At 53.6% G+C, this 14,201-nt stretch carries 10 protein-coding genes and 2 tRNA genes; 6 read left to right on the plus strand and 6 right to left on the minus strand.

Annotated elements, in window-relative coordinates:
- The first annotated feature begins 52 nt into the window (after nucleotides 1–52).
- The 3 genes from AC007G_RS08485 to AC007G_RS08495 all read left to right on the plus strand — a co-directional run bounded on the left by AC007G_RS08485 (nucleotide 53) and on the right by AC007G_RS08495 (nucleotide 2,635).
- A tRNA-Ala gene (locus AC007G_RS08485) sits at nucleotides 53–128 on the plus strand.
- A gap of 39 nt (nucleotides 129–167) precedes the next feature.
- Nucleotides 168–243 (plus strand) — tRNA-Ala (locus AC007G_RS08490).
- Between the two features lie 211 nt (nucleotides 244–454).
- The gene (locus tag AC007G_RS08495; RefSeq protein WP_032686571.1) at nucleotides 455–2,635 is read left to right on the plus strand and encodes a sensor domain-containing phosphodiesterase; all 2,181 of its coding nucleotides are present in this window, start codon (nucleotides 455–457) and stop codon (nucleotides 2,633–2,635) included.
- Between the two features lie 42 nt (nucleotides 2,636–2,677).
- Here the strand turns inward: AC007G_RS08495 and AC007G_RS08500 are convergent, their stop codons facing one another.
- On the minus strand, nucleotides 2,678–3,880 hold the full coding sequence (locus tag AC007G_RS08500; protein ID WP_032686573.1) for a NupC/NupG family nucleoside CNT transporter: 1,203 nt from the start codon (nucleotides 3,878–3,880) through the stop codon (nucleotides 2,678–2,680).
- 346 nt (nucleotides 3,881–4,226) lie between these two features.
- Between AC007G_RS08500 and AC007G_RS08505 the strand changes: the two genes are divergently transcribed.
- Nucleotides 4,227–5,465 (plus strand): Nramp family divalent metal transporter, encoded by a 1,239-nt coding sequence (locus AC007G_RS08505; RefSeq protein WP_032686574.1) that lies wholly within the window; start codon nucleotides 4,227–4,229, stop codon nucleotides 5,463–5,465.
- A gap of 49 nt (nucleotides 5,466–5,514) precedes the next feature.
- On the opposite strand, the gene AC007G_RS08510 is transcribed toward AC007G_RS08505, so the two are convergent.
- Entirely contained in the window at nucleotides 5,515–5,865 is a 351-nt protein-coding gene (locus AC007G_RS08510) for a DUF2502 domain-containing protein (protein WP_032686576.1), read from the minus strand.
- A gap of 153 nt (nucleotides 5,866–6,018) precedes the next feature.
- A complete protein-coding gene (gene mgrA, locus AC007G_RS08515; protein WP_032686577.1) occupies nucleotides 6,019–7,011 on the minus strand; it encodes an L-glyceraldehyde 3-phosphate reductase in 993 nt (330 codons plus the stop codon).
- Nucleotides 7,012–7,188: 177 nt separating this feature from the next.
- Here mgrA and AC007G_RS08520 point away from each other — a divergent pair, with 177 nt between their 5' ends.
- Complete coding sequence (locus tag AC007G_RS08520; RefSeq protein ID WP_142630048.1) at nucleotides 7,189–8,850, plus strand: alpha-keto acid decarboxylase family protein; 1,662 nt, start codon at nucleotides 7,189–7,191, stop codon at nucleotides 8,848–8,850.
- Here the strand turns inward: AC007G_RS08520 and AC007G_RS08525 are convergent.
- Complete coding sequence (locus AC007G_RS08525) at nucleotides 8,847–10,082, minus strand: ion channel protein (protein WP_032686579.1); 1,236 nt, start codon at nucleotides 10,080–10,082, stop codon at nucleotides 8,847–8,849. The genes AC007G_RS08520 and AC007G_RS08525 overlap by 4 nt on opposite strands.
- A gap of 264 nt (nucleotides 10,083–10,346) precedes the next feature.
- Here AC007G_RS08525 and glk point away from each other — a divergent pair, with 264 nt between their 5' ends.
- Entirely contained in the window at nucleotides 10,347–11,312 is a 966-nt protein-coding gene (glk, locus tag AC007G_RS08530) for a glucokinase (protein ID WP_032686580.1), read from the plus strand.
- A 64-nt stretch (nucleotides 11,313–11,376) separates the two neighbouring features.
- Here the strand turns inward: glk and AC007G_RS08535 are convergent, their stop codons facing one another.
- Nucleotides 11,377–12,120 carry a LytR/AlgR family response regulator transcription factor gene (locus AC007G_RS08535; protein ID WP_032686764.1) on the minus strand — a complete coding sequence of 248 codons (744 nt, stop codon included), beginning with the start codon at nucleotides 12,118–12,120 and terminating at the stop codon, nucleotides 11,377–11,379.
- An 11-nt stretch (nucleotides 12,121–12,131) separates the two neighbouring features.
- Nucleotides 12,132–13,811, minus strand: a complete 1,680-nt coding sequence (locus AC007G_RS08540) for a sensor histidine kinase (protein ID WP_162180075.1) — start codon at nucleotides 13,809–13,811, stop codon at nucleotides 12,132–12,134.
- Between the last annotated feature and the right edge of the window lie 390 nt (nucleotides 13,812–14,201).

A 14,201-nucleotide genomic window follows, 5' to 3' on the forward strand; every position in this document is an offset into this window, starting at 1 on the left:
GACGAAGGAATTCATATTATGCCGCCCGTCAACACGACACGTTTTACGGTTCGGGGCTATAGCTCAGCTGGGAGAGCGCTTGCATGGCATGCAAGAGGTCAGCGGTTCGATCCCGCTTAGCTCCACCAAACACTGTTCCCATCAGGTTTGGTTCGTAAAACACTTGTGGGGCTATAGCTCAGCTGGGAGAGCGCTTGCATGGCATGCAAGAGGTCAGCGGTTCGATCCCGCTTAGCTCCACCAAATTCAGAACCCTCGCTACGGCGGGGGTTTTTTTTTGCCATCGCGAATGTAAAGCACTTTCTGGTTAAGTCAGAAAACTTACAGCCATTAGAATTCTATGTAATTTAAGATTCTTCCTCAGGTTATTTTCTTGCCTGGATTTATTATCCCCTTTAGTATTTTATTCAATATAAAATAGTATTATCCAGCGCCGGAGTTTTTATTAACAATAATGATTGATAATTTTAACATTGATATCAGAAAAACGTTTCTCGCGTTGGTTGTTTGTTTAATTTCGATCCCATTAGCCAGGTTTATTTCACCTCTGGCTATCGTCGACGGGAATCAGGTTTTTCTCGCCTGGCTACCATTAAGCATGATGTATGCGGTTATCTTTATTTTTGGCCGCTACGCAATCGCACCATTAATTATTTCGTTTGCTATTACTAATCATATCATCCTTCCCCTGACGGCCTTACAGTCGGTGCTGCTGCTATTTTGCCAGCTATTTTCAGTGCTGGTGTCCTGCGCGATTGTCAGAATGCTGATTGGCAGAACCTGGCGCAGCGGGCTAACGGCAAAGTATATGGGAACGCGGATTTTCTGGGGCGCTTTTTTTGCGCCGGTGTTAATGAAACTGACCATGTATCTGGTCGGCGTGTTTTTCGCATTCCCGCTAGCTATCTCTAGTTATTTCAAAGGGATGCCGGCCGTGTATACTATTATTGATATACAAAGCCTGATCAGCGCGGCGTTAATATTTACCACCTTCTTTTATTACCCAATGCGGATGCTTATCAGTCCGCGTTACGCAAAATTATTCTGGCGGCGCCATTGCCAGCCATGGTTTACCCGCGAACGACGGGCATTTACCCTGTACTGGTTTATGGCGCTGGGGGCCATATTGCTGGTGCTTTGCGCCCCCTATAATTCTGATTATATTGCAGGTTATTTAGTCCCACTTATTTTCATTCTCTATTTTATCGGCATTAGCCGCCTGGGCCATGTATTAATTCGTATTTCCTGGTCTGTTTCGGCATTTTTACTCGTTGCCTATAATCAAAATTTTCTGCAAGGTGTCCAGACTGAATACTCCCTGTCATTTGTGCTTTCCGTGCTGATCTCATTCACCATCTGTTTGTTTTATATGGTAGATATTTACGGCCAGAACGAACGAATTAAACTCAGATGGCGGGATCAGGCCCAGGAAGATCCGTTAACCGGGCTCCCGAACCTGCGCGCGCTGGAATGCTATCTGCGCCAGGATGCTGATTTCGTCATCAGCAGCTTACGGATCGCTAACCTCGACTTTCTCAGCCGTCATTACGGCATGATGATGGGGGTGCATTGCAAACAGCAAATTGCCAGCAAATTACGGCCGCTGCTGGGGGAAAGGGATGAACTCTTCCAGTTGCCGGGGAGCGAGTTATTACTGGTTTTAGGCGGCCCAGATCCTTCCGCGCGGCTGGGTCATATGGTGGCGATGCTGAATCACAAGAAGTTCAGCTGGCATAATCAAACGCTGGATCTGGAGTTTGGCGCGTCCTGGGCAAGACATCGCGGCATCGAAGAAGAGCTGCATCCCATGCTGGGCCAACTGAGCTGGCTGTCAGAGCAGGCAGGGAACGGTCGGCAGGTGCTGGCACTGGACGCCGCGCAAGAGCAGGTTTCTGACCAAACCAGCGAGCAGGTTCGGATGTTGACCCAGGTGAAGCGGGCGCTGAATGAACGCGATCTTGTGCTGTATGCCCAGCCGATCCAGAATTCGGCCGGCGAGGGGTATCATGAAATCCTGACGCGGATGCGCTGTGGCCAGTCGATGATGACGCCAGACCAGTTTATTCCGCTGATTGTTCAGTTCAACCTGAGCCAGCGTTTTGACATGCTGGTGCTGGAGATGCTTTTCAGCACGCTGCATCAGTACCCGGGGCAACATTTTTCGGTTAATTTGCTGCCTTACACGTTGATGCAAAATGATAGCGCCGCGCAGATTATCGCCTTGTTTAAACGCTATCAGCTGTCGCCGGAGGCCATCACCATCGAGATTACCGAAGAGCAGGCGTTCAGCGATGCGGGAGAAAGTATGCATAACATTGATCTACTGCGGGATTTTGGCTGCGCTATTGCCATTGATGATTTCGGTACGGGTTACGCCAACTACGAACGTCTGAAGCGCCTGCAGGCGGATATCGTAAAGATTGACGGCTGTTTTGTCCGCGATCTCGAGAGCGAGCCGCTGGATGTGATTATGATTAAATCCATTATTGAAGTGGCGAAAGTTAAAAATATGACGGTGGTGGCGGAGTTCGTTGAGACGGAAGAGCAAAAAGAGAAACTGCTGGCATTAGGCGTCGACTATTTGCAGGGATATTTAATCGGCAAGCCGCGGCCGCTCAGTGAGCTGCGGGCGTAAAAAAGCCGGGGCAAGCCCGGCTTTTTTTATCATCTTGTCAGCTTACAGAACCAGTGCGGCGATAGACGCCGAGAGCACGCTCACCAGAGTCGAACCGTAAACCAGCTTCAGACCAAAGCGGGATACCACGTTACCCTGTTCTTCGTTCAGGCCTTTAATCGCCCCGGCAATAATCCCGATAGAGGAGAAGTTGGCGAAGGAGACCAGGAAGATAGAGATAATGCCTTCAGCGCGTGGAGAAAGCGTGCTGGCAATTTTCTGCAGATCCATCATCGCCACAAATTCGTTAGACACCAGTTTAGTGGCCATAATACTGCCCACCTGCAGCGCTTCACCTGCCGGGACGCCCATCACCCAGGCCACCGGATAGAAGATGTAGCCAAGGATCCCCTGGAAGGAGATGCTGTAGCCAAACCAGCCGGTAACGGTAGCGAACAGGGCGTTCAGCGCGGAGATCAAGGCGATGAAACCGATCAGCATTGCAGCAACGATAATGGCAACTTTAAAGCCTGCCAGAATGTATTCACCCAGCATTTCAAAGAAGCTCTGACCTTCATGCAGGTTGGACATCTGCAGGTTTTCTTCGCTTTCTTCGACGCGATACGGGTTAATCAGCGACAGGACAATAAAGGTACTGAACATGTTGAGCACCAGCGCAGCCACGACATATTTAGGCTGCAGCATCGTCATGTAGGCACCGACGATAGACATGGAGACGGTCGACATCGCGGTTGCAGCCATGGTGTACATCCGGTTGCGCGACATTTTGCCCAGAATATCTTTATAGGCGATAAAGTTTTCTGACTGGCCCAGAATCAGGGAACTGACGGCGTTGAATGATTCCAGTTTGCCCATGCCGTTAATCTTGGACAGCACGGTACCAATGGCGCGAATGACCACAGGCAGGATACGAATATGCTGCAAAATACCGATCAGCGCAGAGATAAAGACGATAGGGCAGAGAACTTTCAGGAAGAAGAAAGCCAGGCCTTTGTCATTCATATTGCCGAAAACGAAGTTTGTCCCTTCGTTTGCAAAGCCGAGAAGTTTTTCGAACATCTCGGAGAAGCCTTTCACAAAACCCAGACCGATATCAGAGTTCAGGAAGAACCATGCCAGCAAAACTTCAATGACAAGTAATTGAATAACATAACGAATACGAATTTGGTTACGGTTATGGCTGACCAGAAGGGCCAGTATAGCCACCACTACGATCGCGAGGATAAAATGCAAGACGCGGTCCATATTTGCTCCAAATATGAGGCAGGTTAAATTTCTGTGCACATTCTATGTAACAAGACTAAAGAAAACGAGATCAAATCCACACTATTGCAATGAACTGTGACCAATCACCAAATTAGTGATCAAACATACATTTTTGTTATGTAGCGTAAAGGTTTTAAAAGTTGCTTAGATTGTACTAATCTGTGAACTGGCGAGATGCGAATTCATCAATGCCATTTTTTTCGTTGTTAGCCGCTATCGTTCCCCCCTATCAAAGCAATAATGATCATCTTCCTAAATGAACTTGATAATCATTCGCATTTTGATAACATAAAACATAGCAAAGGCTATATTTCAGAGGCAGAAAATGACTAGCAGTCGCGTTGAGAATAGCAGCGGTCGCGCAGCGCGCAAGATGAAGCTCGCATTGATGGGGCCTGCGTTCATTGCTGCCATTGGATATATCGATCCCGGCAACTTCGCCACCAATATTCAGGCTGGCGCCAGCTTTGGCTACCAGCTGCTGTGGGTGGTGGTATGGGCAAATCTGATGGCGATGCTGATTCAGGTGCTATCGGCAAAGCTCGGTATTGCTACGGGTAAAAACCTGGCGGAACAGATTCGCGATCACTATCCGCGCCCGGTGGTGTGGTTTTACTGGGTGCAGGCGGAAATTATCGCCATGGCTACCGACCTCGCCGAATTTATTGGGGCGGCCATTGGCTTTAAGCTGATTCTTGGCGTGTCGTTACTGCAGGGAGCAATATTAACCGGGATTGCTACCTTCTTAATCCTGATGCTGCAGCGTCGCGGGCAAAAGCCGCTGGAAAAAGCGATCGGTGGTTTACTGCTGTTTGTTGCAGCCGCCTACATTGTAGAGCTGATTTTCTCCCAACCGGCGCTGGCGCCGCTGGCGAAAGGGATGATCGTCCCGAGTTTGCCAAACGGTGAAGCCGTGTTCCTTGCCGCCGGCGTGCTCGGCGCGACGATCATGCCACACGTCATCTATTTACACTCGTCGTTAACGCAGAATCTGCACGACGGTACGCGAAAAGAGCGTTATCACGCCACCCGCTGGGACGTTGCGATAGCGATGACCATTGCCGGGTTTGTTAACCTGGCGATGATGGCCACCGCCGCCGCCGCATTTCACTTTAATGGCCACACGGGGATTGCCGATCTGGATCAGGCATATTTGACGCTGGAACCGCTGTTAAGCCACGCGGCAGCCACCATCTTTGGCCTGAGTCTGGTAGCCGCAGGGTTGTCATCGACGGTGGTGGGAACGCTGGCAGGACAGGTCGTCATGCAGGGCTTTATTCGCTTCCATATTCCGCTGTGGTTTCGTCGTGCGGTAACGATGCTGCCTTCGTTTATTGTCATTATGATGGGACTGGACCCGACGAGAATTCTGGTGATGAGCCAGGTACTGCTGAGTTTTGGGATCGCCCTGGCGCTGGTCCCGCTGCTGATTTTCACCAGTAATTCGCAGCTGATGGGGGATTTGGTCAATACCCTGTGGGTGAAACGGACGGGGTGGGCGATTGTTGGCGTTGTGGTATTGCTCAATGGTTGGCTGCTGGTCGGCACGATCTTCGGGCTGTAATCATGTCGATAGCCATCAAAAAGGGGAGCCATCTGGCTCCCCTTTTTGATTAATGATGGCCATGACCGTGGCCGCGACCGCCGCCTGGTCCGCGACCCCAGCCGCCGCGTCGGTCATCGCGGTCATTCCAGCCTTCGCGATAGCCACGTTCGTAGGCTTTACGTTTATCCCAGCCGCGATGCCAGCCGTTATCGTGATGACGCCAGCGGTTATCGCGCCATTCATAGTGACGACGCCAGTAATCACGGTCGCGCCAGCCGCCACCGTCCCAGTAGTTACCGTAATTATCACGATCGCCTATTTGTAATTTTACAGATGGCAGCAGGGTGATCTCTCCGGCATTTGCAACCAGTGGCGCTGAGGCCAAAAGCACCGCAGCCAGAATCAGTGACCTGAACATACTCTTCTCCTTCACGATCGGGGCCTGAGCACCGGATGATATTGGCGCTCATTGGGCCTGTTAACGTGATATTACGGGGCGGTAAAGCCCCGCAGCATTGGATGAACTCCTAAATCGCGGATAAGAGCACTTTTTGCTAAAGTAAAATTGAGTTTACGCCGCAAGGATGGCGTCAATTGCCGCACACTCTTCGGCGCTGAAATGGCGATTCGCCAGCATACCCACGGCATCATCAAGCTGGGTGGTTTTACTGGCGCCAATCAGGACTGAAGTCACTTTCTCTTCCCGTAAAACCCAGGCCAGCGCCATCTGTGAGAGCTTTTGCCCGCGGGCCCCGGCCAGCGCGTCCAGTTGACGAACCTTCTCGAGCTTCGCCTCGGTTAACTGCTCCGCTTGCAGGAAGCGACTGCCGCTGGCGGCGCGGGAGTCTGCCGGAATACCCTGTAAATAGCGGTCGGTGAGTTGACCGCCCGCCAGCGGTGAAAACGCGATGCTTCCCACCCCTTCAGCCTGCAGAAAATCGAGCAATCCGTCCTCAACCCAGCGCTCGAGCATGGAATATTTAGGCTGATGAATCAGACACGGTGTTCCGAGGTCATTGAGGATGCGCACCGCTTCGGCAGCCTGCTCAAGCGGATAGTTGGAAAGCCCGACATACAGCGCCTTGCCCTGGCGCACGAGATGGTCCAGCGCACGCATGGTTTCCTGTAACGGTGTTTCGGGATCCGGGCGGTGATGATAGAAGATATCAACGTACTCCAGCCCCATCCGCTTCAGGCTTTGATCGAGACTGGCGACCAGGTATTTACGCGATCCCCAGTCGCCATAAGGGCCGTCCCACATGGTGTAGCCGGCTTTACTGGAGATAATCAGTTCATCGCGCCAGGGTAAAAAGTCCTCGCGCAGGATGCGGCCGAAATTGCTTTCCGCCGAGCCCGGGGGCGGCCCGTAATTGTTGGCTAAATCAAAATGGGTCATGCCAAGATCAAAGGCATGTCGCAGCAGCTGACGGCTGGTTTCCACCCGCGTTTCGTCGCCAAAATTGTGCCAGAGGCCGAGTGAAATGGCCGGGAGCTTTAATCCGCTCCGGCCACAACGGCGGTATTCCATCGTTTGATATCGTGCCGCATTTGCCTGGTAAACCATACTTCCTCCGCAGATAGAACAGGTTGTGTATACGTTTACACTAAAGAATGTTCAGCGCGGAGTACACACTTCAAAGGCGTAAATTTTGCTTTCCACCCCGATTATTGACCGCTATCTGGACAGTTGGATCGCTTATTCAATACTCAGATCACCTGCAACGGGAAGAGGAGTATGGAGATGCAACCGACTTACACCATTGGCGATTATCTGCTGGATCGTCTCGTAGATTGCGGCATAGACCGCTTGTTTGGCGTACCTGGAGATTACAATTTACAATTCCTCGACCGCGTCATCGCGCACGAAGCGCTGGGATGGGTTGGCTGTGCGAATGAGCTGAATGCAGCTTACGCCGCCGACGGGTATGCGCGCATCAAAGGCGCCGGGGCGCTGTTGACGACCTACGGCGTCGGTGAGCTGAGCGCGCTTAACGGCGTGGCCGGTAGCTATGCGGAACATATTCCGGTGCTACATATCGTCGGCGCGCCTGGCACCGGGGCCCAGCAGCGCGGAGAACTGCTGCACCATACGCTGGGGGATGGCGACTTCACGCACTTTTCGCGGATGAGCGAGCAGATCACCTGCACGCAGGCTACGTTGACGGCGGGGAATGCCTGCCACGAAATCGATCGCGTGCTGAGCGAGATGCTCACCCACCATCGCCCCGGTTATCTGATGTTACCTGCCGATGTGGCGAAAGCAAAAGCGACGCCGCCCGCTCGTCGTCTGGCGATCGAAGGGCCGCCTGCGGATGAGAATCAGCTGGCCGGATTCCGTGAGCATGCCGGGCAGATGCTGCGCAGCAGTCGGCAGGTATCATTGCTGGCGGATTTCCTCGCCCAGCGCTATGGTCTGCAGGATACGCTACGGATGTGGGTGGCGAAAACGCCGATTGCCTGCGCCACGATGCTGATGGGAAAAGGGTTGTTTGATGAGCAGCAGCCTGGCTTTGTCGGCACCTATAGCGGTATCGCCAGCGCGCCGCAAACGCGTGAGGCAATCGAAAACGCCGATACGATCATCTGCGTTGGAACCCGCTTCACCGACACCATCACTGCCGGATTTACCCAGCATTTACCCCTTGAACGCACGATTGAAATTCAGCCTTTTGCCGTCAGAGTGGGCGACCACTGGTTCAGCCGTATTCCGATGGATCAAGCCCTTAAGGAGTTAATGATTCTGTCTGCCAGCCTGTCAGCAGAGTGGAGGTTGCCAGACTGCTCTGCGCCGGAGGTGGAAAGCATGGCGGGCGACAGCCTGACGCAGAGCAGTTTCTGGAGTACCGTACAAGAGCAGCTGCGTCCCGGGGATATTATTCTTGCCGATCAGGGAACCGCGGCTTTCGGCGTTGCGGCGCTCAAGCTGCCCTCCGACGCCACCCTGCTGGTCCAGCCGCTATGGGGATCGATAGGATTTACTTTACCGGCCGCCTACGGCGCCCAAACCGCAGCGCCGGGCAGACGGGTGGTGCTGATAGTGGGCGACGGGGCAGCTCAGCTGACGATCCAGGAGCTGGGGTCGATGCTACGCGATAAACAGAACCCGCTGATCCTGCTGCTTAATAACGAGGGTTATACGGTTGAACGAGCGATTCACGGTCCGGAGCAGCGTTATAACGATATTGCGCTGTGGGACTGGAACCGCTTGCCGGGAGCCTTCGCCCCCAATGTTCCTTCCCGATGCTGGCGCGTGACGCGCACGGAAGAGCTTGAAGAGGCGATGGCCGACAGTATTGGCTCCGATAAGCTGACGCTGGTGGAGGTCATGCTGCCCAAAATGGATATTCCTGACTTCCTGCGCGCGGTAACCCAGGCGCTGGAAGAGAGAAACAGCCGCGTCTAGTCGTTTCGTCGCCTGGCTATCATCATCGGCTTCCCGGCCAAAAGCAGCCAGGCCGGGAGCATCACGATACACAGCAGCGGTAGCAGCGTCGTATCCGGCACGACGACCGCCGCCATAAACAGGCTGAGCCAGCCATCGCGGGTTACCACCAGAGTCATGCCCAGGATGGCACAGGAGACCGTGATCGCGGCCGGAACGGCCTCGACATGGGCGTGCAGCATAAATCCGAGCGCCACGCCGACGAAGACCGCGGGGAATATTCTCCCGCCGCGAAAACCACTGGCGGAGGCGATCACCAGCGCCGCCAGCTTCACCAGCGCAATCAGCAAAAAGTCGCCGGCCGTCAGGGTCTGGCTTAAGGCGATTTGCTGCATCTCCTCCAGGCCTTTAAACAATGTAATATGTCCGCCGGCAGCGCCGAGAATCCCCAGCAGCAGGCCGCCGAGACCCAGCGTCAGTACCGGATTTTTCAGACGGTTCATCAACGCATGCAGCCGCGGCAAGCACCAGACGGCCACCATTCCTACGGCAATAGCGATAAGCGTCACGATAGCGCCGCTTAAGATATCCACGAAATGCATTTGCGGATAAACGGGGATGGGCAACGAGAAATTAGGATGGACGAACAGATCCGTAGTCAGGGCACCCGCCGCTGCCGCCAGCAGGGGCGCGAATAACCGGTCCCACAGCGGCACATCGTTACTGCTGTTGAGGGTTTGCGAAAAAATCAACGCGGCGGCCACCGGGGTGCCAAACAGCGCGCCGATCGTGCCGGAGGCGGCAAGAATGGTCCAGTCCAGCGAACTGACGCGGGGGAACAGGCGAGAGCCGATCGCGACGGCAAGGGCGATATTCATCACCATGACCGGATGCTCAGGCCCGAGGCTGACCCCGCCCGCGAGACCTAATACCAGCGCGGCGACCAGACCCGGCAGCGCACCGGTGCTGATGGGAGCGCCAATTAACGATTCGGTGGCCGGGTCCGGCCCGGCATGCCCGGGGCTAAAACGTACCACCAGTCCCACGGCAATACCGGTTAGCGTGAGTACGGCGATAGTCCACAGCTGGCCACTGGCTTCGATGCCTAAACTCAACGGCACGCTGGACCAGATAACATGCTGCAATATGGCTGCAATCTTCATCGTCACAATCAATACCAGGCTGGAAGCGATACCGATAATCACGGCGGGTATCGATAACAACAGCATCGTTCTGGCGCGCGGATGCAGCATGAAACATTTCCTTTTAAAGGTTGTGAAGCACGATTTTGCCCGTGCCTCTGAGGGGCGTCGATGCAAATGGTGCTGAAACGATAAACTGATGGCTATGCCTGACGATCCCGCAGTGCGTTGAAAATCATTTTGCACAGATTACAACCTAAATGTGACATAGGTCGCTAAACTGTGGGCACTTATACGTTGGTCGTTGTTGTTAAGGCATCATGAATTTACAGTGTGCCAAAAGAATCATTTTGACTTTAGTGGAGCCGTAACGGAATGACAAAATTTGCTTTAGTAGGAGACGTCGGCGGAACCAATGCCCGACTGGCATTATGCGATATGGCAAGCGGGGAGATTTCCCAGGCAAAAACCTATTCCGGGCTCGATTACCCCAGTCTTGAAGCCGTTGTCCGCGTCTATCTTGACGAGCGGGGCGTTGAGGTTGAAGACGGTTGCATCGCCATCGCCTGCCCGATCACCGGTGACTGGGTGGCGATGACCAACCATACGTGGGCCTTTTCCATCGCCGAGATGAAAAAGAACCTCGGGTTCTCACATCTGGAGATCATCAACGATTTTACGGCGGTTTCGATGGCGATCCCGATGCTGAAGGCTGAGCATCTGATTCAGTTTGGCGGCACGACGCCGGTAGAGGGGAAACCTATCGCCGTCTACGGCGCAGGCACCGGTCTGGGCGTGGCGCATCTGGTGCATGTCGACAAACGCTGGGTGAGTCTGCCGGGTGAAGGGGGGCACGTTGATTTCGCGCCGAACAGCGAAGAAGAGGGGATTATCCTCGAAGAGCTGCGCGCGGAGCTGGGGCATGTCTCGGCCGAGCGTGTATTATCCGGCCCGGGGCTGGTTAATCTGTATCGGGCGATAGTGAAATCAGACGGCCGCCTGCCGGAAAACCTCCAGCCGAAAGATGTGACCGAACGCGCGCTGGCCGACACCTGTATCGATTGTCGTCGTGCGCTGTCGCTGTTCTGCGTGATTATGGGGCGCTTTGGCGGCAACCTGGCGCTAACGCTGGCCACCTTCGGCGGCGTGTATATTGCTGGCGGCATTGTCCCGCGCTTCCTGGAGTTCTTTAAAGCTTCCGGTTTCCGCGGAGGATTTGAAGACAAGGGGCGTTTTAAAGCCTTCGTCCAGGATATTCCGGTCTACCTGATCGTTCACGATAATCCGGGCCTGCTGGGCTCCGGGGCGCATCTGCGCCAGACGCTTGGACAGATTCTCTAATCTTGTCATAGCCAGCCCGTTCCGGCGCCGCCGTGCAAGGGCTGGCTACTCTCTTCGGCCCTTGCTACAGATGCATGAGCTGGCGAAATTCTTTGACCTTGCTGCGACTGACCGGCACCTGAAACTCCAGATCGCGTAAGCGCAGAATATAGGTGTTGTTGAACCAGGGCTCAATCTCGCGAATTTTATTCAGGTTAACGCAGTATGAGCGGTGGCAACGGAAGAAGTGCGCTGGCGGCAGCTTGCCGCAAAACTCCGTGATGTTCATTGGCATCACGAATGATTCCCGTCGGGTGTAGACAAAGGTCATTTTTTCGTGGGCTTCCGCATAGTAAATATCGTGAATACTGGTCACGATAATTCGCTCATCTTTAATGAGATTGATCGTGTCATTTTCCCGCTGCGGATTGGCAGTCGTCCCGGTCTGGCTGCCTGACTGCTGCTGTAGCTGCCAGGCGCTGGTCAGCTTTTGCAGCATGTTAATGATGCGTGATTCCTGATATGGCTTCAGGATGTAGTCAAACGCTTCCAGTTCAAATGCCTCTACCGCGTGCTCTTTCCAGGCGGTGATAAACACAATAAACGGTTTATGCGCGAACTGGCTGATATTCTGCGCCAGCAGAACGCCGTCCAGCGAAGGTATGTTGATGTCGAGAAAAATGGCATCAACCTTGTTGTGCTGCAGAAACTTCAGCACGTCCAGCCCGTCGTCGAAGGTCCCGACAATCTCCATCTGGCTGTGGGTGTTAATTAACCACGTGAGTTCCTGCTGTGCCGGGAACTCGTCTTCAACGATGATGACTTTCATTTTTTCTCCGTTCATGGCAACAGAGACACCGGAGTGGTCTGGGAGACAAGCTTGTTAGGCACGTAGAACGCAATCTCCGTTCCCGGATTCATGCGGCGGATATGGAGCCCTTCGCCATACAGCAATTTTACCCGATGGTGGACGTTGAGCAGACCGATTTTATTACCCGGCATTTCATCCGCCTCCACCCGCGCGACCACGGCAGGATCGATACCATTCCCGGTATCGCGAACGCTAATCCGGACCCGATTACCGCACTCGTTGATGCCGAGGGTGACGACGCCTTTGCCTTTGCACGGCTGGATCCCGTGGACAATGGCATTTTCCACCAGCGGCTGAATCAGCAGGCTCGGTATCACGCAGCTGACCTCATCGTCGATGTCGTAGATGACGGTCAGCTTATCGCCGAAGCGCGCCTGTTCGATGGCAATATAATCCTTGATTTGGTACAGCTCTCTTTTGATATCAATCTGTTCGTCGTCTTTTAATTCAATGTTATAGCGTAAATAGCGCGACAAATTAAAAATGAGCTGACGGGCGGTATCCGGATTCATGCGAATCGAGGATGAAATCGCATTGAGGGCGTTAAAGAGAAAGTGCGGGTTGATTTTGCTCTGCAGGGCGCGCAGCTCGGCCTTGTTGGCCATTTCACGCAGCTGTTCCGCCCGCGAGACCTCCAGCTGAGTAGAGATGATTTGCGACAGACCGACGGCCATCTCCTGCAGGGATGAGGTGATGCGATGGGCGTGGCAGTAATAAATTTTCAGCGTACCGGTCACCACGCCTTTCTCCCGTAGCGGAATGACCAGCATGGAGTGAATCTCTGGCGTTCTGTAGGCCTCATCATTGTTTTTAATAATGATTTTTCCGCTCTCGATAGCCTGGCGGGTGGTGGGGCTGATGTCATTATCACTATCGCGATAGTTGCTTTCGCCAAACCCGACGTAGGCCAGAACCCGATCGGTGGTGGTGATGGCCACCGCGTCGGCATTGATATCGCGGCGAATGATATCGCACACCTGACGCAGGGATTCGCTGTTCACATGACGGAAGAGCGGCAGCGTTTTGTTGGCGATATCCAGCGCCAGTTTTGCCTGGCGCGCGGCGCTGGCCTCCTTTTCACCCTCGACGCTCTGGACCAGTAGCACGATAAAACCGATACAGACGCTGCCAAGGATCATCGGGATCCCGATTTTGGAGACGATATCTACGCCCAGCGAAAACGACGGCGCCCAAAAGACCACGAGGATCATGGTTAAGGTTTCGCAGAGCATCCCGGCGAGAATCCCGATCTTCCAGCGCTGAGCTTTTGGCACTTTGCGATTAATCAGCCCTGACAACAACCCGGCGACAATACTGGTGATAAAGCAGGGGATAGCAGTTACACCATCAATATCAATGAGATAACGATGAACGCCGGCAATCACCCCCACGATAGCTCCGACCCAGGGGCCAAATAAAATCCCCCCCGACATCACCGCGATAATCCGCACGTTAACCAGAGAACCCTCTACCGGCACGCCAGACCAGGTACTGAACAGAGCAAACAGGGAAAAAATGGCGATAACCGCCAGCAGCTCTTTCGGTGTATGTGCCGATTTATGCAGTAGCTCGCGAAACAGGCGCAGACGGATAAGGAAAAAAAGGCAAATCAACATGAGTGCCGCGCGGTCAAAAACCGCCAGCAGCATTGTGAATATTTCGTGCATGGGTGCGCCGTGTCTATCGCGGGAAAGCGACATGATAAAAAACCTCGCGCCAGAAGGCCAGCCGAAGCGTTGAATAGGGAAAAGTCACACTAAGAAAAGGGGATTGATCGCCGGGCCGGTGTCAACGTGATGAGCGGAGGGTGAATGATATAAACAGGTAAATTAATAGATATTAATATGTTGCATCTAATTTTCGTACCGGCTAAATCGAGGACCTCCGCCGCTGCATGTCATGATGCTGATGCCCGTTTTTTTCGCCAGCGATTATTTTTTTCTCACCCCCTCGACAGCATCATTTTTTTCGGGTTATTTTCTAAGCTCGTCGCAAACGCGACAGCGTCGCTCGGACGGTCCGGGCGCTAACGTTACTCT

It is taken from the genome of Klebsiella sp. CSG-1, from assembly GCF_056521145.1.

Bases quoted from the DNA above. Each gene is read 5' to 3' on its own strand.
- AC007G_RS08495 (WP_032686571.1), top strand. From the start codon at position 455: ATGATTGATAATTTTAACATTGATATCAGAAAAACGTTTCTCGCGTTG.
- AC007G_RS08500 (WP_032686573.1), bottom strand. From the start codon at position 3,880: ATGGACCGCGTCTTGCATTTTATCCTCGCGATCGTAGTGGTGGCTATA.
- AC007G_RS08505 (WP_032686574.1), top strand. From the start codon at position 4,227: ATGACTAGCAGTCGCGTTGAGAATAGCAGCGGTCGCGCAGCGCGCAAG.
- AC007G_RS08510 (WP_032686576.1), bottom strand. From the start codon at position 5,865: ATGTTCAGGTCACTGATTCTGGCTGCGGTGCTTTTGGCCTCAGCGCCA.
- mgrA (WP_032686577.1), bottom strand. From the start codon at position 7,011: ATGGTTTACCAGGCAAATGCGGCACGATATCAAACGATGGAATACCGC.
- AC007G_RS08520 (WP_142630048.1), top strand. From the start codon at position 7,189: ATGCAACCGACTTACACCATTGGCGATTATCTGCTGGATCGTCTCGTA.
- AC007G_RS08525 (WP_032686579.1), bottom strand. From the start codon at position 10,082: ATGCTGCATCCGCGCGCCAGAACGATGCTGTTGTTATCGATACCCGCC.
- glk (WP_032686580.1), top strand. From the start codon at position 10,347: ATGACAAAATTTGCTTTAGTAGGAGACGTCGGCGGAACCAATGCCCGA.
- AC007G_RS08535 (WP_032686764.1), bottom strand. From the start codon at position 12,120: ATGAAAGTCATCATCGTTGAAGACGAGTTCCCGGCACAGCAGGAACTC.
- AC007G_RS08540 (WP_162180075.1), bottom strand. From the start codon at position 13,811: ATGCTGCTGGCGGTTTTTGACCGCGCGGCACTCATGTTGATTTGCCTT.